Origin of the sequence: Streptomyces katrae, assembly GCF_002028425.1 — a bacterium.
Taxonomy (GTDB): domain Bacteria; phylum Actinomycetota; class Actinomycetes; order Streptomycetales; family Streptomycetaceae; genus Streptomyces; species Streptomyces katrae_A.
The window spans coordinates 3,831,873-3,856,296 of record NZ_CP020042.1; the positions used below are offsets into that span (position 1 = coordinate 3,831,873).

Genomic DNA, 24,424 nt, shown 5'->3' on the forward strand with positions numbered 1-24,424 from the left:
GGCCGGGGCCCCGGGGTGTCCGGCCGACACCCCGGGGCTCAGCGCCGCCCCGGCAGCCGCAGGGCCGGGAGGAGGGACAGGGCGAGGAGGCCCGCCGCGACCGCGTACGCGGTGCGGAAGCCGGACGGGGTGGTGCCCGCCGCGCCCAGGACCACCGAGGTCAGAGCCGTTCCGACCGAGGCGCACAGCTGGGAGTTGATGCTGAGGGCCGTGCTCGCCGCCGCCATGCGGGCGGCAGGCAGGTCCCGGCCGGCGGTGGTCATCGTCGGCATCAGCACCATCCCGGCGCCGACGCCCATCACCATCAGCGAGCCCACGACCTGCCACCCCGGCACCCCCGCCGTGCCGGTCCGCAGCCCGGTGAGCAGCATGCCGAGGGCCGCCACCGCCACCCCGGCGGGGATCAGCCGGCGCGGGGCGACCCGGTCCACGCGCCGGGAGGCGATCTGCATGGTCGTCCCGACCACGAGCCCGACGGGCGCCACCAGCAGCCCCGCCGCGCTCGCGCTCAGTCCGCGCGCCTGCTGCCAGTACACCGGGGCCAGCAGCATCGAGCCGAAGTAGCCGCAAGTGAACGGCGCGAGCGTGCCGATGGCGGCGGCGAAGGTGCGGTCGCCCAGCAGCCGCAGGTCGAGCAGGGGCTCCGGCACGCGCAGGGCGCGCCGCACGAAGGCCGCGACGAGGACGGCCCCGCCCAGCAGGGGCAGCAGCACCCCCGGGGAGAGGAACGCACCGCTCCCGCCGCCCCGGGACAGCCCGTACAGGAGCAGCGCGAGGCCCGGGGACAGGCTCAGCAGTCCCGGCAGGTCGAGCCGCGGCGAAGCCGCCGCACCCGGGGGGGAATCCGGGCGCAGCAGCTTCGCCGCGAGTATCAGGGCGGCCGCTCCGACGGGCAGGTTGACGAGGAAGATCCACTGCCAGGAGGCGGTGTCGATCAGCCAGCCGCCCAGCACCGGCCCGGCCACCGGGCCGACCAGCACGGGCAGCCCCAGCAGGGCCATGGCCCGCCCGAGCCGGTTGCGGTCGGCGGCCCGCATCACCATCGTCATGCCGACCGGCATCAGCAGCCCGCCGCCGAGCCCCTGGACGGCGCGGAAGGCGATCAGGCTGCCGGCGTTCCACGCACAGGCCGCGAGCAGGGAGCCGAGGGTGAACAGGGACAGGGCCGTCAGGTAGGTGCGCTTGGCTCCGATCCGGCCCATCGCCCAGGCGGCCGCCGGGATGACGGCCGCCAGGGCCAGGGTGTAGGCGGTGGCGGTCCACTGGATGGTCTCCAGCGGGGCCCCGAAGGACTCGGAGAGCCTGTCGAGGGCCACGTTGACGATCGTCATGTCGAGGACGGACATGACGGCGCCGGTGATCACGACGGTGAGGATGCGCCCGAGCTGCCCGGGCGCGGTCCCTAATGCGGCGGGCGAGTCCTCGGCGGTGGGTGTGGTCGGCATCGTGCGACGTCCCTCCCTGGAGAACGGTGAACCAGACCATTTGGTTTGTTTGTGCGGCCCTCCGGTAAAGTACAACGACCGTTGTAAAAGGCACAACGACCGTTGTAGAGAACGGGTCGAGAGACGCTGGAGGCGTGATGGAGGGGGAAGCCCCGGACCGCGGACCGGAGGGGACGGCGGACGTGCTCCCGCCCCGCAAGCAGGCCAGACGGATCGCCCTCGCCCGCCCCACCTGCGCGGTCTTCGGCCGCGAGGGGTACGCGCGCGCGTCCGTCGACGCCCTCGCCGCGGCGGCCGGCGTCTCGACGCGGACGCTCTACAACCACTTCCCCGGCGGCAAGTCGGAGCTCTTCCGCGCCGTGGTCACCTGGAGCTCGGGCGAGGTGCGCGACGCCCACGTGGCCGTCGTGCGCGCCCTGCTGGACCCCGGGCGCCCGCCCCACCCGGACAACCTGGAACGGGACCTGACCGCCGTCGCCCGCGCGCTGATCGACGTGATGGTGGAACACCCCGACCACTTCGCCCTCGTCCGCCACATCCACGCCGAGGCCGACCACGTGCCGCCCGAGGTGCTGGCCGCCTGGAAGGCCGCGGGCCCCGGCCCGGTCGCCGACGCCCTCGCCGATGCCCTGGCGGCCCTGGAGCGGGCCGGGCTGCTCGACCTGCACGGCGACGCGGCACTGGCGGGCGCCCACTTCACGGCGCTGACCTCCACCTCCGTCGCGCAGCTCTCCCACTACGGGGTCCTGCCCCTGTCCCCGGCGCAGACCGACCGGATCGTCCGGGGCGGCACCGCGGCCTTCGTGCGTGCCTACCGCGTCCGCTGAGGCCCCGTCACGTCCGCTTCGGGCGTGCACGGGCCGCGGCGGGGCGGACGGGATCTCAGGGCAGCTCCCTCCCCACCCGTGACCAGGCGTCCAAGGCCAGGGCCAGCGGGTCGCCCGGCGCCAGGTACGGCCGGGCCGCGCCGGTCCACCGCACGAGGTGCCTGATCCGCCGCAGGTGCACGATCCGCTCCCGGGGCAGCTCACGCCAGACGCGGGCCCGCGCGGCCGCCTCCGCCGGGGTGAGGTCGATCAGCGCGAGCGCCTCCCGGCACACGGCGGCCGGGTCCCCGCCCGGCCCGGGGCCGAACTCCCGCAGCAGGTAGGCCCGTACGAAGGCCAGCTCGATCCCCCGCACCAGGCCGGACGCCCCCTCCGCCGCCGCGCAGCGGTACGCCGCCGCCAGGGCCACCCGGCCCCAGCGCAGCCGTACCCCCTCCGGCAGCCGCTCGTCCTGCATCCCCCCGATGGCCAGGGAGCGCAGCGTTCGCGGCAGGGGTTCGTCCGCGAGCGGGGGACCGGTGGCCAGCCAGGCCTCCAGTTCCGCGAGGCCGTGCCCGTCGGGCGGTACGGAGGTCAGCACCTGGCCCCGGCTGAGCAGCGCGACCACCGGTCCGGCGAGGCGGACCCGGGCGGTGTGGCCGGCGCCGAAGGCGTCGACCGCGCGCCCGTGCCGCTCTATCCCGCGCAGCCAGACCCGCGACTGGCCCGCCGCGTACACCTGCCCGGACCGGGCCGTGCCGCCGACGCACCGGACGAGGCACAGTCCGCCGGTGACGTCGGCCTCCTCGACGCGATACACCTGCAACTCGGCGATGGGCATGGCCGGGAGGCTACCGCCCCGGGGCCCGGGCGGGGCCGGCTTCCCACCACCCGGCCCGCGAACGCCCGATGGCCGGGCACCCTCCCTGCGGAGGGGCCCGGCCATCGGCGGGTGTCGGCTGCCCGTGCGGCTACGACCAGGTGACCAGCCGGCGCGGGTGCTCCAGGACCGCCGCGATGTCGGCGAGGAACTTGGAGCCCAGTTCGCCGTCGATCAGGCGGTGGTCGAACGACAGGGCCAGGGTGGTGACCTGACGCGGCTTCACCTTGCCCTTGTGGACCCACGGCTGGAGCTTGATCGCGCCGACCGCGAGGATCGCGGACTCGCCGGGGTTCAGGATGGGCGTACCGGTGTCGACCCCGAACACGCCGACGTTGGTGATGGTGATGGTGCCGTTCTGCATGTCGGCCGGGGAGGTCTTGCCCTCGCGGGCCGTCGCGACCAGGTCCGACAGGGAGGTGGACAGCTCGGCCAGCGTCTTGGCGTGGGCGTCCTTGATGTTCGGGACGATCAGCCCGCGCGGGGTGGCCGCCGCGATGCCCAGGTTCACGTAGTGCTTGAGCACGATCTCCTGGGCCGCCTCGTCCCAGGACGCGTTGACGTCCGGGTTGCGGCGGATGGCGACGAGGACCGCCTTGGCGATCAGGAGCAACGGGTTGATCCGGAGCCCCGCGAGGTCCGGGTCGTCCTTGAGCTCCTGGACCAGCTTCATCGTGCGCGTCACGTCGAGGGTGATGAACTCGGTGACGTGCGGGGCGGTGAAGGCGGAGCCGACCATGGCCTGGGCGGTGACCTTGCGGACGCCCTTGACCGGGATACGGGTCTCCCGCGCGCCCGGCGCCGCCACGGCCGCGGCCGCCTCGGCGGGGGCCGCCACGGGGGCCTGGACGGGCGCGGGGGCCGCGGCCGGGGCCGGGACCTGGGCGGGGGCCTGCGGGGCGAGCGCGGCCGCGGCGGCGGCGTGCACGTCCTCGCGGGTCACGACACCGCCGTCACCGGTGGGGACCACCGAGGCCAGGTCGATGCCGAGGTCCTTGGCGAGCTTGCGCACGGGCGGCTTGGCGAGCGGCCGCTCGGCGGTGGCCGCACCGTGGCCGTTGGCGTACGCGGTGCCGTTCTGCGCCGCCGGAGCGGGCACGACGGGCGCCGGGGCGGCGGGGGCCGGCACCACGGGGGCGGCGACCGGAGCGGCGGCGGGGGCACCCGCCACCGCCTTGCGCGGGCGGCGCTTCGTGGAGGACTGGGAGACCCCGTAGCCCACCAGCACGGGCTGGCGGCCCTCGGGCGCCGGCTCCTCGGCCGCCTCAGGGGCGGCCGGGGCGGCGGCAGCGGCGGCCGGGGCCTCCGTCGCGCCGGCCCCGCCGGTCTCGACGGAGATGATCACCTGGCCGACGTCGACCGTCACGCCCTCTTCGAAGAGCAGCGCGTGCACCACCCCGTCGAAGGGGATCGGCAGCTCCACGGCCGCCTTCGCCGTCTCCACCTCGCAGACGACCTGCCCGTCGGTGACCGTGTCACCCGGCTGGACGTACCACTTGAGGATCTCGGCCTCGGTCAGGCCCTCGCCCACGTCGGGCATCTTGAATTCGCGGATCGTCATGGGGCGGCTCTCCTCAGAACGCCAGCGAGCGGTCGACGGCGTCGAGCACGCGGTCCAGGCCGGGCAGGTACTCGTCCTCCAGGCGGGCCGGCGGGTACGGGGCGTGGAAGCCGCCGACGCGCAGCACCGGCGCCTCCAGGTGGTAGAAGCACCGCTCCGTGATGCGGGCGGCGATCTCGGAACCGGTGCCGAGGAAGACCGGGGCCTCGTGGACCACGACCAGCCGGCGGGTCTTCTCCACCGAGGCCTGGATCCCGTCGAAGTCGATCGGGGACATCGAGCGCAGGTCCAGGACCTCGACCGACTTGCCCTCCTCGGCGGCCGCGGCCGCCGCCTCCAGGCAGACCTTCACCATCGGGCCGTACGCGGCCAGGGTGAGGTCGGCGCCCTCGCGGACCACCCGTGCCTTGTGCAGCTCGCCCGGGATGGCGTCGGTGTCGACCTCGCCCTTGTCCCAGTAGCGGCGCTTCGGCTCGAAGAAGATCACCGGGTCGTCGCTGAGGATCGCCTGCTGGAGCATCCAGTACGCGTCGCTGGCGTTCGACGGGGAGACCACCTTCAGGCCCGCGACGTGCGCGAAGAGCGTTTCGGGGGACTCGCTGTGGTGCTCGACCGCGCCGATGGCGCCGCCGTAGGGGATGCGGACGACGACCGGCAGCTTGATCTTGCCGAGGGCGCGGGCGTGCATCTTCGCGAGCTGCGTGACGATCTGGTCGTACGCGGGGAAGACGAACCCGTCGAACTGGATCTCCACGACCGGCCGGTAGCCGCGCAGGGCCAGGCCGATGGCGGTGCCGACGATGCCGGACTCGGCCAGCGGGGTGTCGATGACCCGCTCCTCGCCGAAGTCCTTCTGCAGCCCGTCGGTGATGCGGAAGACACCGCCCAGCTTGCCGACGTCCTCGCCCATGATCAGGACCTTGGGGTCGGTGTCCATGGCCTTGCGCAGCGACTCGTTGAGCGCCTTCGCGATCGACATCTTCTCGACAGCCATCAGTGACCCTCCTCGGCCGGCTCGAAGGAAGCGAGGTAGGCGGCGAACTGGGCGCGCTCCTCGTCGACGAGCGCGTGCCCGTCCGCGTAGACGTTCTCGAAGATCGCCATGGTGTCCGGGTCGGGCATGGCGCGCACGACCTCGCGGACCCGCTTGCCGAGGGCTTCGCTCTCCGCCTCCAGCTCCTCGAAGAACGCCTCGTCGGCGCCGCCGGAGGCCAGCAGGTGGGCCTTCAGGCGCAGGATCGGGTCCTTCGCCTCCCAGGCCGCCGTCTCCTCGTCCGCGCGGTACTTCGTCGGGTCGTCGGAGGTGGTGTGGGCGCCCATGCGGTACGTGAACGCCTCGATCAGGGCCGGGCCCTCGCCGCGGCGGGCGCGGTCCAGCGCCCAGCGGGTGACGGCCAGGCAGGCGAGGACGTCGTTGCCGTCGACGCGGATGCCGGGGAAGCCGAAGCCCTGGGCGCGCTGGTAGAGCGGCACGCGCATCTGGCGCTCGGTCGGCTCGGAGATCGCCCACTGGTTGTTCTGGCAGAAGAACACCACGGGGGAGTTGTAGACGGCCGAGAAGTTGAAGGCCTCCATCACGTCGCCCTGGCTGGAGGCGCCGTCGCCGAAGTAGGCGATGACCGCGGAGTCCGCGCCGTCCTTGGCCACGCCCATGGCGTAACCGGTCGCGTGCAGCGTCTGCGAGCCGATGACGATCGTGTAGAGGTGGAAGTTGTTGGTGTTCGGGTCCCAGCCGCCGTGGTTCACGCCGCGGAACATGCCGAGCAGGTTCGTCGGGTCGACGCCGCGGCACCAGGCCACACCGTGCTCGCGGTAGGTCGGGAAGACGTAGTCGTCGTCGCGGAGTGCCCGGCCGGAGCCGATCTGGGCGGCCTCCTGGCCCAGCAGCGAGGCCCACAGGCCCAGCTCGCCCTGGCGCTGGAGGGCGGTCGCCTCGCCGTCGAAGCGGCGGGTCAGGACCATGTCGCGGTACAGGCCGCGCAGGTCCTCGGTGGTGACGTCCGCGACGAAGGCCGCGAACTCGGCCACCTCGGGGTGGCTGTCGACCTCGACCCGTTCACCCTCGGGCGTCAGCAGTTGTACGAGCTGAGGCTCGGCGTCGTGCGGCTGTGCGGTGGCAGCGGCGGTCTTGCGGGCGCTCGCCGCGCCTGCCGCCCGCTTGGTGCCGCTGCTGCGTCGCGGCTTGCGCGCGGCAGTGCTCTCCACGGTCACGTGTGCTCCTCCGTCGGTCCGGCACCCGGGTTCTCCGGGGACCAGTGCGGCTCACCTGTATCCGTACCCGCACACGGGGTGGGTGCACGGCGCGATTCGGATTCAGGCGTGACAGGTGCCCCGGCGAGTGCCCTGCGCACAGCACGTTACCCAGTGCGACGCATAACTGCGAAACCCCGTTTGACCTGCGATTTTGCTTGGATATCCAAGTAAATCGGCCGCTGCGGGAACAACCACTGGTCACAGCCTTGCAGGGGGCCGGAACAACGGCACGTTATCCCGGGTAACTCCGGCAGGGAAGAGGTGAGTGTGTGAAGATGAGCTTGTGCGCGAAAACGGAAAAATCAAGGTATTTCTCCTGGACGACCACGAAGTAGTACGTCGGGGCGTTCATGAGCTTTTGTCGGTCGAAGAGGACATCGAGATCGTCGGCGAGGCCGGTACCGCCGCGGACGCCCTGGTCCGCATCCCGGCGACCCGCCCCGACGTGGCCGTGCTCGACGTGCGCCTGCCGGACGGCAGCGGTGTCGAGGTGTGCCGCGAGGTCCGCTCGCAGGACGAGGACATCAAGTGCCTGATGCTCACCTCGTTCGCCGACGACGAGGCGCTGTTCGACGCGATCATGGCGGGCGCCTCGGGCTACGTCCTCAAGGCCATCCGGGGGAACGAGCTGCTCAGCGCGGTGCGCGACGTGGCGGCGGGCAAGTCCCTGCTGGACCCGGTGGCGACCGCGCGGGTGCTGGAACGGCTGCGCGACGGCAAGAACGGCAAGGGCGACGACCGGCTCGCGAACCTCACCGAGCAGGAGCGCAAGATCCTCGACCTGATCGGCGAGGGCCTGACGAACCGGGTCATCGGCGAGCGGCTGCACCTGGCCGAGAAGACCATCAAGAACTACGTCTCCAGCCTGCTGTCGAAGCTGGGCATGGAGCGCCGCTCCCAGGCCGCCGCGTACGTCGCCCGCCTCCAGGCGGAGAAGCGCTAGCCGCACTCGACCCGGCCCCGAGACGGCGCGAGAGGCGCTCGATCCGGACGCGAGACGGCGCGAGAGGCGCTCGACCCGGAGCCAAGGCCGCGCGAGAAGCGCTCGATCCGGCGTCGAGCGGAGGCGAGGCCTCCGCGACGGGGCGCCGCGCGGGGCGCAACCCTGTTCGAGCGCTTCACGAGCGGGCGCCGAGTGGACGTCGACGAGATCTCGGGCGGCCTTCGAGGGTGACGCCCCGTGGCCGCCCGCTTCCCCGCGGCACATGGTTCGATTCGGGACCAACGTCCTCGGTGATCGGGGCGGGCTCCTCTTTCCCGGCCGCCCGCCGGGGCCCGAGAGTGGTCGCATGTCACCGGAGGAAATAAACGCCGTCGAAATGCTGCGCCGTGTGCCGTACGGCCGCGTCGCCACCAGCATGCGCGCGCTCCCGTTCCTCGCCGTCGCCCGTCACATCGTGGTGGGCGGCAGGATCGTCCTGAGAATGCACGCCGGTTTCGGCTATCACCACGCCTGCAATGGAAGCGTGGTCTCCTACGGGGCCGACAACGTCAATTCGGGCGCGCCCCGGCTCTGGTCCGTGCAGGTCACGGGCACGGCGCAGCTCACCGAACCGACCACCGCGGAACTGGAACTATTCGGCCCGGCACCGCATTTCGTGGACGGGGAGGTGTTCGATCCGGTGTACATGCGCATCGAACCCCAGCTGGTCACCGTGCACACCCTCGGGGCGCAAAATGCCGGTCGCTGCGACCGGCCCCGCCTGCACGCGCACTGACGGCCGGAAAGGCGAGCGGATGTGAAAGGGGCCCGGCGGAATGGGAATTCCGCCGGGCCCCTTTGACGTATGCACCGCTAGCCGGCGCCCTCGGCGCCGGCCGGGCTGCCGCCGCCGCCCCCGCTGGGCGGGGTCGGCTTGTTGGTCGGCGGCTCCGCCGTGGGGGACTTCGGCGGCGGGGTCGTCGGGTTCTTGGTCTCCGGGCTCGACGAGCTGCCCGAGGAGGGCGACAGGCTGGTGCTCGGAGTGGACTTGCTGCGGCTCGGGGTGGGCGTGAAGGTGTCCTCGTCGTGCGAGCCGCCCGTCTCCGGGCTCGGCGAGGTCGACGGGGTGTCCTGCGAGCCCGGGCTGCTCTGCGAGGTGCCCGGGCTGCTCACGCTGGTCTTGGGCTTGTTGCCGCTGCCCGTGCCGAGGCCGTTCTTGACCGCGTACGCGGCCCCGCCGGCGATGGCCAGCACCGCGAGCAGGACGAAGAGCCAGACCTTCCACTTCCCGCCGCCGGAGCGGTTGTCGTACCCGTCGTAGCCGTCATAGCCGTCGTACCCGCCGTGGCCGCCCGGTCCGCCGCCGGGGCCGTGGCCGCCGCCGGGGAAGGCGGTGCCGTCGTCCGGGTTCAGCGGGGGCACCATCGGCCGCTGGAACTGCGAGGTGGTGCTGGGCGAGGGGTAGGGGGTGTGGGGGCCGCCGCCCGGGCCCGCGGGCATCATCGAGGTCGGCGCGCCGCCGGGCTGACCGTGCGGGAGCGCCATGCCGACCGGCCCGGTGTTCCAGGTGCCGGTGTTCGGGCCCTGGTCCTGGAGCATCTGGAGGGCGTACTGGACGAGCCCGCGCATCTCCTCGGCGCTCTGGAACCGGTCGTCCGGGTCCTTGGCGAGCGACCGCATGACGAGGCCGTCGAGCTCCTGCGGGATGTGGTGCCCCTCGGGCAGCTGCGAGGGCGGGACCGGCGCGTCCTGGACGTGCTGGTAGACCACCGACAGCGGGGTCTCACCGGTGAAGGGGGGCCGCAGCGCGAGGAGTTCGTAGAGCAGGCAGCCGGTGGCGTACAGGTCGCTGCGGTGGTCGACGGCCTTGCCGAGGGCCTGTTCCGGCGAGAGGTACTGCGGGGTGCCCATGACCATGCCGGTCTGGGTCATCGTGGACTGCGCGCCGTGCAGGGCGCGGGCGATGCCGAAGTCCATCACCTTCACCGCGCCGGAGTGGGTGATGATGACGTTCGCGGGCTTGATGTCGCGGTGCACGATGCCGTGCTGGTGCGAGTACGCCAGCGCCTCCAGCACGCCCGACACGATGATGAGCGCCTGCTCGGGCCCGGGGGCCTCGGCGCTGATCAGCAGGTCGCGGATGGTGCGGCCCTCGACCAGCTCCATCACGATGTACGGAACCACGTTCGGGCCGACCCGGTCCTCGCCGGAGTCGTAGACGGCGACGACGGCGTGGTGGTTGAGGCCGGCGACCGACTGTGCCTCACGGGTGAAGCGGGCCTTGGACACCGGGTCCTCGGCCAGGTCGGCGCGCAGCAGCTTCACGGCCACGGTGCGGCCCAGCCGGACGTCCTCGGCGGCGAAGACCTCCGCCATGCCGCCGCGGCCCAGGCGGTGGGTCAGCCGGTAACGGCCGTCGCCCACGAGACCGCCCGCGCCCCAGTGCTCAGGACCGTCGGCCATCCCGGCGCCGTTTCCCTCGGGTTCGGGTGCCATCAGTCCTCGCCGTCGTCTCTCTCGTCCGCTCTAGCGGTGGGCCTCTTCGGGTGCTCCGGTGAACGCTACAGCCTCCGAACCCGTCACCGTTCGGCTACAGACACCGCGTAGGCCCGTGGTCACGCAGCGGGCACCGGCTTGACGTGTGCTTGCCCTCCGGCAGACTGGGCGCGACATGCGCTCAGCCAGACGCGTAGCAACAGAGCCCGAGGGGAAGCAACAGTCATGAGCCAGGACGGCACACAGGGCCGGTACGCAGGCGGCTCCCTGGCCGGTGGCCGTTACCAGCTAAGGGATTTGCTGGGCGAGGGGGGCATGGCCTCGGTCTACCTCGCGTACGACTCCGCGCTCGACCGCCAGGTCGCCATCAAGACGCTCCACAGCGAGCTGGGGCGCGAGGCGTCCTTCCGCGAGCGCTTCCGGCGCGAGGCGCAGGCTGTTGCGAAACTGTCGCACACCAACATCGTCTCGGTGTTCGACACGGGTGAGGGAACCGTCACCTTCGGCGCCGGCGGCGGCGACGAGGCGGTCATGCCCTACATCGTCATGGAGTACGTGGAGGGCCGGCCGCTCGGCTCGGTCCTCGACGCGGACGTGCAGCAGTACGGGGCGATGCCGGCGGACAAGGCGCTGAAGGTGACGTCCGACGTGCTGGCCGCGCTGGAGACCAGCCACGAGATGGGCCTGGTCCACCGCGACATCAAGCCGGGCAACGTGATGATGACCAAGCGCGGCGTGGTCAAGGTGATGGACTTCGGCATCGCCCGGGCCATGCAGTCGGGGGTCACCTCGATGACGCAGACCGGCATGGTCGTCGGCACCCCGCAGTACCTGTCGCCGGAACAGGCGCTGGGGCGCGGCGTGGACGCCCGCTCCGACCTGTACTCGGTCGGCATCATGCTGTTCCAGCTGCTGACGGGCCGTATCCCCTTCGACGCCGACTCCCCGCTGGCGATCGCGTACGCGCACGTCCAGGAGGAGCCGGTGGCACCCTCCTCCATCAACCGCTCCATCACCCCGGCGATGGACGCGCTGGTGGCGCGGGCGCTGAAGAAGAACCCGAACGAGCGCTTCCCCACGGCCGCGGCCATGCGGGACGAGATCGTGCGGATCCTCTCGGCCGGCCAGACCGGCGCCCCGGCCATCGTCCCGGGCGTGGCCACGGGCGGCAGCGGCGCGGGCGTGGGCTCGACGGTGTTCCCGCCGGTGGACGCCGCCTTCCAGGCGCCGCCCGCGCACTCGCTCCAGCAGCCCTACCAGGCCCCGCAGACCCCGGCGCCGTCCCCGTACGCGCAGCCCTCGGCGGCGCAGCAGCAGCCGGGTTACGCGTACCCGCCCACGGCGCAGGCGCCGCAGCACCAGCACCAGTACGCGCCGCAGACGCCGCCGCCGTTCACCATCTCGCCCAGCCCGGCGCCCGCTGCGGCGGCCTCCTCGGGCGGCGGGAAGAAGAACATGCCGGTCGTGGTCGGCGCGATCGCGGTGGCCCTGGTGGCCATCGGCGGGCTGATCGCCGTGCTGAACATGGGCGACGACCCCAAGGACAAGAACAAGGCGGCGGGCCCCGGCGCCTCGTCGTCGGCGTCCGCCTCGGCCGTGGCGGGGCACAAGGGCCCGGACCCCTCGCGCACGATCGACGCGGAGCAGTGCAAGAGCCCGACGAAGTCCTTCCGGGACGCGACGAAGGTCGTCGCGCCGGACTTCCGGTACAAGAACCTGCTGTCGGTCAAGCTGTGCATCCAGGCGGCCGGCTGGAGGTACAAGATCACCGAGCGCGACGAGGCCATCTACGGCCAGGACACGGTCCTGGAGCAGCTGCCCGAGGCCGGGACGGACGTGGCCAAGGACGGCACGGAGTTCACGCTGATCGTCTCCACCGGCGATCCGTCGTAGCGGACGGCCCCTCGGCTCCCGGGCATCCCGGGGCACCCTGACGGGTGTCCCGGGATGCCCGTTTTGCCCCCCTGTGCCAATCTGAGGGCGGCGCCTCGACCTCACGGCGCCCCGGCCGCACGGAACGGGAGGGGCACCCCGTGAACCGACGCCTCCGCGCCCCGCACTGGACGGCCGGAGCCGCCCTGGCGGCCGCCGCGCTGCTGGCCACCGCCCCCGCGTGCGCGACCTCCGCCCGCGCGCCCGCGGTCCGCCTGCCCGCCGCCCACCTGCCCGCCGCCGCGGTGCGGGCCGACACCGACCAGGGCGACCCCGTGCCCGAGGAGGCGTACGAGGAGCTAGCCGGAAGCGCCGCAGGGGTCGGGCGGGAGCACCCGGGGCGGCCCGCGAACGCCCCGGCCGACCCCGAGGCCACCACCGCCTCCCGGCCCGTGCACCCGGTCCGGCCGGCCCCGCGCCCCGAGCGCCGGGAGCCCGCCGCCGCCCGGCGGCCCGCAGCCCCGCCGAGCCCCTCCCCAAGCCACAGCGCCCCGGTCTCGGCACTGGGCACCGAACCGAACGAACGGGTCGCCGACCTGGCCGCCCACCTGCTGCCCCTGGGCACCGGACTGGCCCTGATGGGCGTGGGGCTGGGGTACATGGGCGTACGGCTGCGGCGGGGCCGATAGGGGCGAAAGGCCGTCCGGCCACGGGCATACTCGGTATACATACCGAGTATGCCCGTGTATACATACCGAGTATGTCGATCCGTCACGGCCTTCTCGCACTGCTGGAACGGGGCCCCCGTTACGGCTCCCAGCTGCGCACCGAGTTCGAATCCCGCACGGGCTCCACCTGGCCCCTCAACGTCGGGCAGGTGTACACCACCCTGGCCCGCCTGGAACGCGACGGGCTCGTCGCACCCGGCGGGGAGGACACCGCCGGGCACACCCTCTACGCCATCACCGACACCGGCCGCACCGAGCTGCACGCCTGGTACGAGCGGCCGGTGGACCGCACCAGCCCGCCCCGCGACGAGCTGGCCATCAAGCTCGCCATGGCCGTCGGGGCCCCCGGCGTGGACATCCGCGCCGTCATCCAGTCCCAGCGGCACGCCACGATCGGGGCGATGCAGGACTACACCCGGCTCAAGGCCCAGGCCCTGGCCGCCATCGAGAGCGGGCGGGCGAACGAACGCGACGACGTGGCCTGGCTGCTGGTCCTGGAACAGCTGATCTTCCAGACCGAGGCCGAGGCCCGCTGGCTCGACCACTCCGAGGCCCGGCTCGTCCGGCTGGCCGCGCTCGGCGCGGTCACCGGCCCTGCCGCCGCGCCCGCCGACGACGCGGGCGCCCCGCCGCCCCCGGCAGCCGCCACCGGCCCGACCACCGGCTCCGCCCCCGCACGCGGCGGGGCTGAACGACCCTTACAAAGGGGGACCCTTCATGCCCGACCAGCAGCACAGCTCCCACCCGAGCCAGCCGAACCAGCCGAACCAGCCTGGCTACGGCGGCCCCTCCGGCCGCCCGACGCATCCCGGCCGCCCCGGCCGCCCCGGCCACCCGGGGGGTCCGCACAAGCCCGCGGCCGCCCAGCCCGTGCTCCGGCTGGAGAAGCTGGTCCGCACGCACGGCAGCGGCGCCACCGAGGTGCACGCGCTGCGCGGCATCGACCTCGCGGTCCACCCCGGCGAACTGGTCGCCGTGATGGGGCCCTCCGGCTCCGGGAAGTCCACCCTCCTCACCCTCGCCGGCGGGCTCGACACCCCCACCAGCGGCCGGGTCGTGGTCGAGGGCGTCGACATCACCACCGCCGGACGCCGCAAGCTGTCCGCGCTGCGCCGCCGGAGCATCGGCTACGTCTTCCAGGACTACAACCTCATACCGGCCCTCACCGCCGCCGAGAACGTCGCCCTGCCCCTCGAACTCGACGGGACCTCCGCCCGCAAGGCCCGCACCGCCGCCCTCGCCGCCCTGGAGGAGATCGGCCTGCGCGCCCTCGCCGACCGCTTCCCCGACGAGATGTCCGGCGGCCAGCAGCAGCGCGTGGCCATCGCCCGCGCCCTGGTCGGCGACCGCCGCCTGGTCCTGGCCGACGAACCCACCGGCGCCCTCGACTCCGAGACCGGGGAGTCCGTACTCGCCCTGCTGCGGCTGCGCTGCGACGCGGGCGCGGCCGGGATCCTGGTCACCCACGAGCCCCGCTTCGCCGCCTGGGCGGACCGGGTCGTGTTCCTGCGCGACGGCAGCGTCGTCGACGAGACCCTGCGCAGCCACGCCGACTCGCTGCTCACCGGGCGGGCGGCCGGCCTGTGACCTCACCGCTCGCCTCCTGGTACCACTCGTGGATCGCGGCCCTGCGCATCGCCCGCCGCGACGCCTGGCGCTCCAAGGGCCGCAGCGCCCTGGTCCTCGTGATGATCGCCCTCCCGGTCGTCGGGGCCAGCGCCGTCGACCTCACCCTGCGCAGCGCCGAGCTCACCCCCCAGCAGACGATCTCCCGCCAGATCGGCGCCGCCGACGCCCGGATCGACCGGACGGGCCTGGACGCGCCCCTCTACCAGCGCCCCGACGCGCAGAGCTACGCGCCGGTCGGCGGCTTCGACAAGTACCGTCCCGACCCGGACAAGAAGCCCGCACCACTGAAGGACGCCGTCCCGGCCGGTGCCGAAGCCGTCCAGATGAGCTCATCCGACGTCAAGGTCCACACCCGGCACGGCCTGCTCGGCACCCAGCTGCGCGAACTCGACGTCCACCACCCGATGTCGCAGGGCATCTTCACGCCCCTGCGCGGCCGGCTGCCCCACGGCCCCGGCGAGGTCATCGCCACCGCCGCGTTCCTGGAGCATTCGGGGCTCTACGTCGGCTCCGCCGTGACACCGCGCGGCTCCACGGCCCCGTACCGGATCGTGGGCTCGTACGAGCTGCCCTCCGAGCTGAGGCGCGACGAACTCCTCGCCCTGCCCGGCACCCTGCTCGCCCCGCTCGACAAGGCGCTGGCGGCCACGGGAGCCCCCGGGCTGAACGTCACAGACTCCTTCCTCGTGAAGGTCGGCGGCGATGGTTTCACGTGGAACATGGTCAAGGAGGCGAACGCCAAGAGCGCGCTCGTCCTCTCCCGCGCCGTCATGGCGCACCCGCCCGCCGACTCCCAGGTGCCGCTGTACGCGCAGGAGGGCAAGGAGCGGTTCGCCGGTCCCGGTCTGAACGTGGGCCGGTTCACGGAGCAGGCCACCGTGGCCACCGTCGTGGGCCTGGCCCTGCTGGAGGTCTGCCTGCTCGCCGGGCCCGCCTTCGCGGTCGGCGCCCGGCGCTCCCGACGCCAGCTGGGCCTGGTCGGCGCCAACGGCGGAGACCGCCGGCACATCCGGGCCATCGTCCTGTCCGGGGGCCTGGTCATCGGCGCCGTGGCCGCCGTCATCGGCTGCTCGGGCGGCATCGGCCTCACGATCGGACTGCGGCCGCTCCTGGAGCAGAAGATCGGCGTCCGCTTCGGCGGCTTCGACTTCCGCCCCGCGGAACTGGCCGGCATCGCCGTGCTCGCCCTGCTGACCGGCCTGCTGGCCGCGTTCGTCCCCGCCGTCACCGCCTCCCGGCAGCCCGTCCTGGCCTCCCTCACCGGCCGCCGCGGCATCCGGCGCGCCAACCGGGTGCTGCCGCTGATCGGACTGCTCGCCGTCCTCGGCGGCGCCGCCGTCGCCCTCTACGGCACCCGCTACCGGGTCAGCCCCAGCCTTGTCGCGGCCGGCAGCGCCCTCGCCGAACTGGGCATCGTCGCCCTCACCCCGCTCCTGGTCGGGCTGTTCGGCCGGCTGGGCCGGTGGCTGCCGCTGTCGCCGCGGCTCGCGCTGCGCGACGCCGTCCGCAACCGGGGGCGCACGGCCCCGGCCGTGGCCGCCGTGCTGGCCGCCGTCGCCGGAACCGTGGCGGTGTCCACGTACCAGCACAGCCAGGACGTCCAGGCCCGCCACGAGTACGTCGCCGAACTCCCCGACGGCACAGGCCTGCTCAGCGTCAACGAGAACAGCGCCCACAAGGAGGTGCCGCCCGCGCGCGAGATGCTCAGCAGGAACCTGCCGGTGGCGGTGCGGGCCGACGTGGACCGCCTGGTGGTCGGCAACCCGAACTGCGAGGACTACGGGGCGTCCCCCGGCTGCGGTCGGGTCGAGCTGATCGTCCCCAAGGAACAGCGCTGCCCGCTCTTCGAGTCCGAGCACGGCCCCGCCGACTTCCCGCCCGCGGAGGCGAAGAAGCTGCGCCAGGACCCGCGCTGCGCGATGCCGGACCGCCCGGGCTCCTCGTTCAAGACGATCGTGGCGGACGAGAAGCTCCTCCAGGTCCTGGCGGTCACCGACCCCGGCTCGGTGGCGGCCCTCAGGGCGGGACAGCCGGTCTCCTTCGACCACCGCGACGTGAAGGACGGGAAGGTCACCCTCCGGCTGATCACCGACCCGGAGGCCGCGCAGAAGGCCTCCGCGACCCACGCCGAACTGCCCGGACAGGACAAGGTCCTCACCGTCCACCAGGCGCCCGCGGGCCTCAAGTCCTGGGGAGTGGGGCTCGTCCTGCCGCCCTCCGCGGCGAAGGCCGCCGGCATCGCCACGGCCCCGTTCGGGGCCTTCTTCAGCCTGGAGAAGGCCGCCACCACCGAGCAGCGGCAGCGGCTGGACGGGGAGATCGACCGGACGGGCGCCGACGTCCGCGTCCGCATCGAACGCGGCTACCAGGAGCAGAGCACCATCGGGATGCTGGCCCTCGCCGTCTTCGCGGCCCTGGTCACCATCGGCGCGGCCGGTATCGCGACCGGGCTGGCCCAGGCCGACTCCGAGGCCGACCTGAAGACCCTGGCGGCGGTCGGCGCGGCCCCGCGGGTGCGGCGCACCCTCAGCGGCTTCCAGTGCGGGGTGGTGGCCCTGATGGGCGTCGTCCTCGGCTCGGCGGCGGGCATCCTGCCCGCGGTCGGCCTGCGCCTCACACAGGAACGCGAGCAGCAGAGCCTCCTGCTGCGCAGCATCGAGATGGGCTACTCCTCGCCGGACCAGCCCCTCTACGTCCCGATCGCCGTCCCCTGGGAGACCCTGGCCGGCCTCCTGGTCCTCGTCCCGCTGGGCGCGGCCCTCCTGGCCGCCGTGGTCACCAAGTCGAGCGGGGCCCTGGCCCGCCGCGCGACCGGATGACGCCGCCGCCCCCGCACAGGGTGGATCACGCCCGTGCGGGGGCACACCGTGTGAGAACGAAGGTGTGCGAGAGAATGACGGCATGGAGATGCCGAGGAGTGAACGGTCGCAGGACAGTCCCCCGCACGTCCTGATCGTGGGACAGGACGGGAAGGCGGTCGGCGGCGCCGATGACGAGTCGCGCGAGGTCCCGGTGACGGAGATGGTCGAACAGCCCGCCAAGGTCATGCGGATCGGCAGCATGATCAAGCAACTTCTGGAAGAGGTCCGCGCCGCACCTCTGGACGAGGCCAGCCGGGTCCGTCTCAAGGACATCCACGCGGCGTCGGTGAAGGAACTGGAAGACGGCCTGGCCCCGGAGCTGGTCGAGGAGCTGGAACGGCTCTCCCTTCCGTTCACGGAGGAAGCCGTTCCGTCCGAGGCCGAACTCCGCATCGCACAGGCCCAGTTGGTGGGCTGGCTGGAAGGCCTCTTCCACGGCATCCAGACCGCCCTGTTCGCCCAGCAGATGGCGGCGAGGGCCCAACTGGAGCAGATGCGCCGCGCCTTGCCCCCCGGCACCCCCCACGAAGACGACGAAGACGGCCCCCACGGCGCCATCCGCTCGGGCCCGTACCTGTAACCCCCCGACGGGGCTGGACGCACCCACCGCATTCCAGCCCCGCCGGCGTTTGAGGCGCTGGGGTCTGGGGGCGGAGCCCCCAGGTTCTTTCAGCCGCACCGCATTCCAGCCCCGCCGGCGATTGAGGCGCTGGGGCCTGAGGGCGGAGCCCCCAGGCCCTTTTCAGCCGCACCGCATTCCAGCCCCGCCGGCGATTGAGGCGCTGGGGTCTGGGGCGGAGCCCCCAGGTTCTTTTCAGCCGCACCGGCGTCTGAGGTGGAAACGGAGAAAGGGCGGGGCGGGGAGAGCACCCATGACCCGCGCATACTCATGGGCATGAGCTACGACGCCATCGTCCTCGCCGGCGGCGCCGCAAGGCGCCTCGGCGGGGCCGACAAGCCGACCCTCCCGGTAGGCGCCCGCACCCTCCTCGACCGCGTCCTGGCGGCCTGCCAGGACGCCGCCGCCACCGTCGTCGTCGGCGGCCGCAGGCCCACCGCCCGCCCCGTCGACTGGACCCTGGAGTCCCCGCCCGGCGGCGGCCCGGTGGCCGCACTGCACGCCGGGCTGCGGCGCACGACCGCCGCCGTGGTCCTCGTGCTCTCCGCCGACCTGCCCTTCCTCGACCGGGACACCGTCCGCGCCCTGCTCACCGCGGCCGCCGCAGGCCCGGGCGACGGGGCCCTCCTGAGGGACCCGGAGGGCCGCGACCAGCCCCTCGTCGCCGCCTACCGCACCGAATCCCTGCGCCGCGAGATCGCCCTGCTCGCGACCGAGCACGGCACCCTCCACGGCCTCCCGCTGAAGGCCCTCACCGCCGAGCTGGACCTGGCCAGGGTCACCACCGCTGCGCCACTCGCCTCCTTCGACTGCGACACCTGGGAGGACCTGGCGACGGCCCGCGCCCGGATCAGGGAGCATGGGAACGTGCTGGATCAATGGATCAACGCCGCCAAGAACGAGCTCGGCATCGACCTCGACGTCGACACCAAGACCCTGCTCGACCTCGCCCGTGACGCCGCCCACGGGGTCGCCCGGCCCGCCGCCCCGCTGACGACCTTCCTCGTCGGCTACGCGGCCGCCCGCGCCGAGGCCGCCGGCGCCGACCCCGCCCAGGCCGTCGCCGAGGCCTCCCGGAAGGCCGCCGACCTGGCACTGCGCTGGGCGGCGGAAACCGAGCCCACCCACCCCGGGCCCACCGACCCCACGCCCACCGACCCCGAGGGGAACGGCTCTCCGTGACCCGTACCGACGCCGACGGCGACCTGGACGAGGCCCTGGCCCTGGTCAGCCGCACCCCCGCCGCCGAGGGCGGCGCCGGCGGCCACCGTGCCACCGCCTGGCAGCGCGCCCGGGAGACCGCCGCCCTGGCCGGCACGACCGTGCGGTCCCGCAGCCACCGGGTGCCCCTCGCGGACGCACTCGGCGAGGTGCTGACCACCTCCCTGGACGCCCTCGGCGACCTGCCCCCCTTCGACACCTCCGCCATGGACGGCTGGGCCGTCGCGGGGCCCGGCCCCTGGGCGATCCGCCCCGGCGAGGCGGTCCTGGCGGGGGGCACCGCCGACGGAGCCCCCGCGCCCCTCGGCGACGGCGAGGCCGTCCGGATCGCCACCGGCGCCCGGGTCCCCGCCGACACCACCGCCGTGATCCGCAGCGAGCACGCCCGCGAGTCCGGCAGCCAGCTGTACGCCACCCGCCGCGTCGGCACGGGCCAGGACATCCGCCCGCGCGGCCAGGAGTGCCGCTCCGGCGACCCGCTGCTCCCGGCCGGCTCCCTCGTCACCCCCGCCGTCCTCGGGCTGGCCGCGGCCGCCGGATACGACGAGCTCGTCACCCGGCCCCGGCCCCGCGTGGAGATCCTGGTCCTCGGCGACGAACTGCTCACCGAGGGCCTGCCGCACGACGGGCTGATCCGCGACGCCCTCAGCCCCATGCTGGACCCCTGGATCACCCGCATCGGGGCGGAGGTGGTCTCCACCCGCCGCCTCGGCGACGACCCCGCCGGGGCCGAGGCCCTCTTCCAGGCCGTCACCGGTTCCACCGCGGACCTGGTCGTCACCACCGGCGGCACCGCCTCCGGGCCCGTCGACCACGTCCACCCCGTGCTCCGACGGGCCGGCGCCGAACTCCTCGTGGACGGGGTCGCCGTGCGCCCCGGGCACCCGATGCTGCTGGCCCGTATCGGCGACCGGACGGACGGCCGCCACGTGGTCGGCCTGCCCGGCAACCCCCTGGCCGCCGTCTCCGGCCTGCTGACCCTCGCCGAACCGCTGCTGCGCTCCCTCGCCGGCCGCCGCCAGCGCCCCCGCTACGCCGTACCGGTCGAGGGGGACGTGCCGGGGCACCCGTACGACACCCGGCTGGTGCCGGTCCTGCTGACCGACGAGCACGCCGTACCGCTGCGCTACAACGGCCCGGCGATGCTGCGCGGGGTGGCCGCCGCCGACGCGCTGGCCGTCGTACCGCCGCACGGTGCGCGGAGCGGGCAGGAGCTGGAAGTCCTCGACCTGCCGTGGGTGGCAGGGGGATGTTTCACGTGAAACTCCACGGCCAGGACGCGATGGCGCGCGGCGCGGACGAGAAGCTCGTCGCACGCCGCGTCAAACTCCCCAAGCGGGTGGTGGAAAGGCCTCTGCGTCAGGTCACGCGACGGCTGCTGATGGCGCTGTTCGTGCTGTGCCTGACCGTCCTGATCGTGTGGCTCGACCGGGAGGGGTACCACGACAACGCCAACGACTCGGTCGACTTCCTCGACTGCGTCTACTACGCGACGGTCACCCTGTCGACGACCGGCTACGGCGACATCGTCCCGTACAGCGACGGCGCCCGGCTGGTCAACGTCCTGCTGATCACCCCGCTGCGCGTGCTGTTCCTGATCATCCTGGTCGGCACCACGCTGGAAGTCCTGACCGAACGCACCAGGGAAGAGTGGCGGTTGAACCGCTGGAGGAAGAACTTGCGCGAGCACACGGTCGTCGTCGGCTTCGGCACCAAGGGCCGCTCGGCGCTCCAGACCCTGCTGGCGACGGGCCTCCCGAAGGAACAGGTCGTCATCGTCGACCCCAGTGCCAAGGTCATCGACATGGCCAACTCCGAGGGGTTCACCGGGGTCGTCGGCGACGCCACCCGCTCGGAGGTACTGCTGCGCGCCGAACTCCAGAAGGCCCGTCAGATCATCATCGCCACCCAGCGGGACGACACGGCGGTCCTCGTGACGCTGACGGCCCGGCAGCTCAACCGGGGCGCGAAGATCGTGACGGCGGTCCGCGAGGAGGAGAACGCGCCGCTGCTGAAGCAGTCCGGTGCGGACGCCGTCATCACGAGCGCGAGCGCGGCCGGCCGCCTGCTGGGCCTGTCGGTGCTCAGCCCGCGGGCGGGCGCGGTGATGGAGGACCTGATCCAGCAGGGCAGCGGCCTGGACCTGATCGAGCGTCCGGTGAACCGGGCGGAGGTGGGCCGGGGCGTCCGGGAGACCGAGGACCTGGTGGTCAGCGTGGTGCGCGGGCACCGGCTCCTGCCGTATGACGACCCGCACGCGAGCCCCCTCCAGCTGACGGACCGCCTGATCACCATCGTCCGGGCGACTCCCCCGACGACCCCTCAGGTCACCCTGGGCCCGGCCGAGTAGCGGGCGCGGTAGATTCCGGGCCATGCATGCGATCACCATCGAGCAGCCGGGCGGCCCCGAGGCCCTCGTCTGGGCCGACGTACCCGATCCGGTGGCGGGCGAGGGCGAGGTGCTCGTCGAGGTCGCGGCCAGCGCCGTGAACCGCGCCGACGTCCTGCAGCGGCAGGGCTTCTACGATCCGCCGCCGGGAGCTTCGCCCTATCCCGGCCTGGAGTGTTCCGGACGCATCGCCGCGCTGGGGCCCGGGGTGTCCGGCTGGGCGGTGGGCGACGAGGTGTGCGCGCTGCTGTCCGGCGGCGGGTACGCGCAGCAGGTCGCCGTCCCGGCCGGCCAGCTCCTGCCGGTCCCGCAGGGCGTGGACCTGGTGTCGGCCGCCGCGCTGCCGGAGGTCGTCGCGACGGTGTGGTCCAACGTGTTCATGGTCGCCGGACTCCGCCCGGGCGAGACCCTGCTGGTGCACGGCGGCTCCAGCGGCATCGGCACCATGGCGGTCCAGCTGGGCAAGGCCGTGGGCGCGCGGGTGGCGGTGACGGCGGGCGGCAAGGAGAAGCTGGAGCGCTGCGCGGAGCTGGGCGCGGACATCCTGATCGACTACCGCGAGCAGGACTTCGTGGAGGAGCTCAAGGCCGCGACCGACGGGGCCGGAGCCGACGTGATCCTGGACATCATGGGCGCGAAGTACCTGGGCCGGAACCTGGAGGCGCTGGCGATGAACGGCCGGCTGGCGGTGATCGGCTTCCAGGGCGGGGTGAAGGCCGAACTGGACCTGCGGATGCTGCTGGCCAAGCGCGGCGCCATCACGGCGACCTCGCTGCGCGCCCGTCCGCTGGAGGAGAAGGCGGCCATCATCGCGGCGGTCCGCGAGCACGTCTGGCCCCTGATCGGCTCGGGCCGGGTCCGCCCGGTGGTCCACGCGACGTACCCCGTGGAGCAGGCGGCCGAGGCCCACCGCGTCCTGGAGTCGAGCACCCACGTGGGCAAGCTCATCCTGACGTTCTGACGGCGCTCAGCGCAGGGCGGCGGCGACCAGCCCCTCCAGGGCCTCCCGGGGGATTTCGGCCACCCCGGCCGGCAGGTGCTCCAGCACCAGGCCGTCGACGCAGGCCAGGAGGCTGAGGGTGCGCCCCTCCGGGTCGGGGACGCCGTGCGCGGCCAGGAAGGCGCGTACGACGTCCCGCCCGGCGTTCTCGCGCGGGACGAGGATCTCGCGCAGCTCAGGGTCGCGGACGCTCTCCAGTACGCAGGCGTAGCGGGCGAGGGAGCGCCTGCGCCCCTCGCCCGTGAGGCGGGCCGTGGTGAGCGCGGCGAGGCCGTCGGTGAGCTCGGCGGGGGTGCGCGGCAGCGGGGTCCGCTCACCGGCGGCCTGGAGTTCGGCCTGGTCCCGGTCCACGAGGCGGCGTACCAGTGCCGTCAGCAGGGCGGCGCGGGTGCGCAGGTAGGCGGAGGTGCTGCCCGGGGGAAGCCCGGCGGTCCGGTCCACCGCGCGGTGGGTCAGCCCGCGCATGCCGAGTTCGGCCAGCACCTCGATGGCGGCATCGGCCAGCAGGACCCGTCGCTCTTCACTCACCCCCTCTTTCTACACCTGTAGAAGCACGGGGTACCCTCCACCCCAGGCCTTCTACAGGTGTAGAAACGGGAGGGGCGGCATCATGACGACGGCTCGTCGGGCTCTGGTCATCGGCGGCGGCATCGGCGGACTGGCGGCGGCCATCGGGCTGCACCGCACCGGATGGGACGTGCAGGTCCTGGAACGCGCCCCGGTACTGGAGGACGCGGGCGCGGGGATCTCCCTCGCCGCCAACGGGATGCGCGCACTGGACGCGCTGGGCGTGGGCGCGGCGGTCCGTGCGGCCGCCCACCCCCAGTACACGGGCGGAACGCGCACCCCCGGGGGGCGTCCGCTGTCCCGCATGGACGGCAGGGCCCTCGAACGGGCCCTGGGCATCCCGGTGTCCGGCATCCCCCGCGCGGCCCTCCACCGCCTGCTGCGGGACGCCCTCCCGGCGGACTGCCTGCGGGCGGAATCCGGCACCCTCGCCACCGACCCCGGCGCCGACCTGGTCGTGGCGGCCGACGGGCTGCGCAGCGGAATCCGTTCACAGCTCTTCCCGGACCACCCCGGGCCGGTCTACAGCGGCTCGACGGTGCTGCGCGCCATCACCGCCGAACCGATCCGCACGGACGAGGACTTCGCGCTGACCTGGGGGCCGGGGGCGGAGTTCGGGCACATCGGCTTCGCGGACGGCCGCGCCGAATGGCACGCCGTGCTGAAGGCCCCGGCGGGGATCCGGCACGCGGACCCGCTGCGGTTCCTGGGGCGCCGCTTCGCGAACTGGCACCCGCAGGTGGGGCGGCTGCTGGCGGCGACCCGGCCGGAGGACGTCCTGCACCACGACGTCCACGAGCTGGTGACTCCGCTGCCGGCGTACGCCGTCGGGCGGGTCGCCCTGCTGGGGGACGCGGCACACGCCATGACCCCGAACCTGGGGCAGGGGGCCTGCCAGGCCCTGGAGGACGCGGTGGTCCTCGCGGCGGAACTGGCGGCCGGCGGGCCGGTTGCCGCCGGCCTGGCCCGCTACGACGCGGTGCGGCGGCCCCGTACCCAGGCGGTGGCCCGGGCCGCGCGCCGGGCGGGGCGCATGGGCCACGCCCTCACCCACCCCGTCGCCGTCGCGACCCGCAACACGGCCCTCCGCCTGGCCCCTTCCGGCGCAACCGTCCGGGCCCTCCTCCGCCCGGCGACCTGGACCCCGCCCACGTTGCCGCCCGCCTGACGCCGGG

20 protein-coding genes and 1 pseudogene are annotated in these 24,424 nt (G+C 73.7%); 14 read left to right on the forward strand and 7 right to left on the reverse strand.

Annotation, left to right across the window (positions count from 1 at the left end; genetic code table 11):
• Window positions 1–38 precede the first annotated feature (38 nt).
• A complete protein-coding gene (locus B4U46_RS17395) occupies window positions 39–1,445 on the reverse strand; it encodes a DHA2 family efflux MFS transporter permease subunit (RefSeq protein ID WP_079428496.1) in 1,407 nt (468 codons plus the stop codon).
• 137 nt (window positions 1,446–1,582) lie between these two features.
• Between B4U46_RS17395 and B4U46_RS17400 the strand changes: the two genes are divergently transcribed.
• Complete coding sequence (locus B4U46_RS17400; protein ID WP_079428498.1) at window positions 1,583–2,272, forward strand: TetR/AcrR family transcriptional regulator; 690 nt, start codon at window positions 1,583–1,585, stop codon at window positions 2,270–2,272.
• A 55-nt stretch (window positions 2,273–2,327) separates the two neighbouring features.
• Here B4U46_RS17400 and B4U46_RS17405 read toward each other — a convergent pair whose 3' ends face one another.
• The 4 genes from B4U46_RS17405 to pdhA all read right to left on the reverse strand — a co-directional run bounded on the left by B4U46_RS17405 (window position 2,328) and on the right by pdhA (window position 6,903).
• Window positions 2,328–3,092 carry a hypothetical protein gene (locus B4U46_RS17405; RefSeq protein ID WP_079428500.1) on the reverse strand — a complete coding sequence of 255 codons (765 nt, stop codon included), beginning with the start codon at window positions 3,090–3,092 and terminating at the stop codon, window positions 2,328–2,330.
• Between the two features lie 130 nt (window positions 3,093–3,222).
• The gene (locus B4U46_RS17410; RefSeq protein WP_079428502.1) at window positions 3,223–4,692 is read right to left on the reverse strand and encodes a dihydrolipoamide acetyltransferase family protein; all 1,470 of its coding nucleotides are present in this window, start codon (window positions 4,690–4,692) and stop codon (window positions 3,223–3,225) included.
• Window positions 4,693–4,705: 13 nt separating this feature from the next.
• Entirely contained in the window at window positions 4,706–5,686 is a 981-nt protein-coding gene (locus tag B4U46_RS17415; RefSeq protein ID WP_079428504.1) for an alpha-ketoacid dehydrogenase subunit beta, read from the reverse strand.
• Window positions 5,686–6,903, reverse strand: a complete 1,218-nt coding sequence (gene pdhA, locus B4U46_RS17420; protein ID WP_079428506.1) for a pyruvate dehydrogenase (acetyl-transferring) E1 component subunit alpha — start codon at window positions 6,901–6,903, stop codon at window positions 5,686–5,688. Before pdhA ends, B4U46_RS17415 begins: the two co-directional genes overlap by 1 nt.
• Window positions 6,904–7,228: 325 nt before the next feature.
• Here pdhA and B4U46_RS17425 point away from each other — a divergent pair, with 325 nt between their 5' ends.
• Window positions 7,229–7,888: a response regulator gene (locus B4U46_RS17425; RefSeq protein WP_045950154.1), complete on the forward strand. Its 660-nt coding sequence runs from the start codon at window positions 7,229–7,231 to the stop codon at window positions 7,886–7,888.
• Between the two features lie 346 nt (window positions 7,889–8,234).
• Window positions 8,235–8,663 carry a pyridoxamine 5'-phosphate oxidase family protein gene (locus B4U46_RS17430; RefSeq protein ID WP_079428508.1) on the forward strand — a complete coding sequence of 143 codons (429 nt, stop codon included), beginning with the start codon at window positions 8,235–8,237 and terminating at the stop codon, window positions 8,661–8,663.
• A 77-nt stretch (window positions 8,664–8,740) separates the two neighbouring features.
• Here B4U46_RS17430 and B4U46_RS17435 read toward each other — a convergent pair whose 3' ends face one another.
• Entirely contained in the window at window positions 8,741–10,363 is a 1,623-nt protein-coding gene (locus tag B4U46_RS17435) for a protein kinase domain-containing protein (protein WP_079428510.1), read from the reverse strand.
• 225 nt (window positions 10,364–10,588) lie between these two features.
• Here B4U46_RS17435 and B4U46_RS17440 point away from each other — a divergent pair, with 225 nt between their 5' ends.
• The 10 genes and pseudogenes from B4U46_RS17440 (at window position 10,589) to B4U46_RS17485 (ending at window position 22,643) form a co-directional block, all read left to right on the forward strand.
• Window positions 10,589–12,256: a protein kinase domain-containing protein gene (locus tag B4U46_RS17440; protein WP_079428512.1), complete on the forward strand. Its 1,668-nt coding sequence runs from the start codon at window positions 10,589–10,591 to the stop codon at window positions 12,254–12,256.
• A 140-nt stretch (window positions 12,257–12,396) separates the two neighbouring features.
• Window positions 12,397–12,924, forward strand: coding sequence for a hypothetical protein (locus B4U46_RS17445; RefSeq protein ID WP_079428514.1), 528 nt, complete (start codon window positions 12,397–12,399; stop codon window positions 12,922–12,924).
• A 71-nt stretch (window positions 12,925–12,995) separates the two neighbouring features.
• A pseudogene (locus B4U46_RS17450) lies at window positions 12,996–13,661 on the forward strand (PadR family transcriptional regulator); the annotation flags it as partial.
• A 172-nt stretch (window positions 13,662–13,833) separates the two neighbouring features.
• Complete coding sequence (locus B4U46_RS17455; RefSeq protein ID WP_079431824.1) at window positions 13,834–14,550, forward strand: ABC transporter ATP-binding protein; 717 nt, start codon at window positions 13,834–13,836, stop codon at window positions 14,548–14,550.
• Between the two features lie 101 nt (window positions 14,551–14,651).
• Complete coding sequence (locus B4U46_RS17460; protein WP_237293334.1) at window positions 14,652–17,411, forward strand: FtsX-like permease family protein; 2,760 nt, start codon at window positions 14,652–14,654, stop codon at window positions 17,409–17,411.
• An 82-nt stretch (window positions 17,412–17,493) separates the two neighbouring features.
• A complete protein-coding gene (locus B4U46_RS17465) occupies window positions 17,494–18,033 on the forward strand; it encodes a bacterial proteasome activator family protein (RefSeq protein WP_079428515.1) in 540 nt (179 codons plus the stop codon).
• A gap of 315 nt (window positions 18,034–18,348) precedes the next feature.
• Window positions 18,349–19,254 carry an NTP transferase domain-containing protein gene (locus B4U46_RS17470; RefSeq protein ID WP_079431826.1) on the forward strand — a complete coding sequence of 302 codons (906 nt, stop codon included), beginning with the start codon at window positions 18,349–18,351 and terminating at the stop codon, window positions 19,252–19,254.
• The gene (locus B4U46_RS17475; RefSeq protein ID WP_420543161.1) at window positions 19,251–20,555 is read left to right on the forward strand and encodes a molybdopterin molybdotransferase MoeA; all 1,305 of its coding nucleotides are present in this window, start codon (window positions 19,251–19,253) and stop codon (window positions 20,553–20,555) included. Before B4U46_RS17470 ends, B4U46_RS17475 begins: the two co-directional genes overlap by 4 nt.
• The gene (locus B4U46_RS17480) at window positions 20,543–21,643 is read left to right on the forward strand and encodes a potassium channel family protein (RefSeq protein ID WP_079428519.1); all 1,101 of its coding nucleotides are present in this window, start codon (window positions 20,543–20,545) and stop codon (window positions 21,641–21,643) included. Before B4U46_RS17475 ends, B4U46_RS17480 begins: the two co-directional genes overlap by 13 nt.
• A gap of 22 nt (window positions 21,644–21,665) precedes the next feature.
• The gene (locus B4U46_RS17485; protein WP_079428521.1) at window positions 21,666–22,643 is read left to right on the forward strand and encodes an NAD(P)H-quinone oxidoreductase; all 978 of its coding nucleotides are present in this window, start codon (window positions 21,666–21,668) and stop codon (window positions 22,641–22,643) included.
• A gap of 6 nt (window positions 22,644–22,649) precedes the next feature.
• Here the strand turns inward: B4U46_RS17485 and B4U46_RS17490 are convergent, their stop codons facing one another.
• A complete protein-coding gene (locus B4U46_RS17490; protein WP_079428523.1) occupies window positions 22,650–23,210 on the reverse strand; it encodes a TetR/AcrR family transcriptional regulator in 561 nt (186 codons plus the stop codon).
• Window positions 23,211–23,292: 82 nt separating this feature from the next.
• On the opposite strand from B4U46_RS17490, the gene B4U46_RS17495 reads away from it, so the two are divergent.
• A complete protein-coding gene (locus B4U46_RS17495; protein WP_079428525.1) occupies window positions 23,293–24,417 on the forward strand; it encodes an FAD-dependent monooxygenase in 1,125 nt (374 codons plus the stop codon).
• Window positions 24,418–24,424 lie beyond the last annotated feature (7 nt).

Coding starts and splice junctions, on each gene's coding strand:
- B4U46_RS17395 (WP_079428496.1), bottom strand. CDS start 1,445: ATGCCGACCACACCCACCGCCGAGGACTCGCCCGCCGCATTAGGGACC.
- B4U46_RS17400 (WP_079428498.1), top strand. CDS start 1,583: ATGGAGGGGGAAGCCCCGGACCGCGGACCGGAGGGGACGGCGGACGTG.
- B4U46_RS17405 (WP_079428500.1), bottom strand. CDS start 3,092: ATGCCCATCGCCGAGTTGCAGGTGTATCGCGTCGAGGAGGCCGACGTC.
- B4U46_RS17410 (WP_079428502.1), bottom strand. CDS start 4,692: ATGACGATCCGCGAATTCAAGATGCCCGACGTGGGCGAGGGCCTGACC.
- B4U46_RS17415 (WP_079428504.1), bottom strand. CDS start 5,686: ATGGCTGTCGAGAAGATGTCGATCGCGAAGGCGCTCAACGAGTCGCTG.
- B4U46_RS17430 (WP_079428508.1), top strand. CDS start 8,235: ATGTCACCGGAGGAAATAAACGCCGTCGAAATGCTGCGCCGTGTGCCG.
- B4U46_RS17435 (WP_079428510.1), bottom strand. CDS start 10,363: ATGGCACCCGAACCCGAGGGAAACGGCGCCGGGATGGCCGACGGTCCT.
- B4U46_RS17440 (WP_079428512.1), top strand. CDS start 10,589: ATGAGCCAGGACGGCACACAGGGCCGGTACGCAGGCGGCTCCCTGGCC.
- B4U46_RS17460 (WP_237293334.1), top strand. CDS start 14,652: ATGATCGCCCTCCCGGTCGTCGGGGCCAGCGCCGTCGACCTCACCCTG.
- B4U46_RS17465 (WP_079428515.1), top strand. CDS start 17,494: ATGGAGATGCCGAGGAGTGAACGGTCGCAGGACAGTCCCCCGCACGTC.
- B4U46_RS17470 (WP_079431826.1), top strand. CDS start 18,349: ATGAGCTACGACGCCATCGTCCTCGCCGGCGGCGCCGCAAGGCGCCTC.
- B4U46_RS17480 (WP_079428519.1), top strand. CDS start 20,543: ATGTTTCACGTGAAACTCCACGGCCAGGACGCGATGGCGCGCGGCGCG.
- B4U46_RS17485 (WP_079428521.1), top strand. CDS start 21,666: ATGCATGCGATCACCATCGAGCAGCCGGGCGGCCCCGAGGCCCTCGTC.
- B4U46_RS17495 (WP_079428525.1), top strand. CDS start 23,293: ATGACGACGGCTCGTCGGGCTCTGGTCATCGGCGGCGGCATCGGCGGA.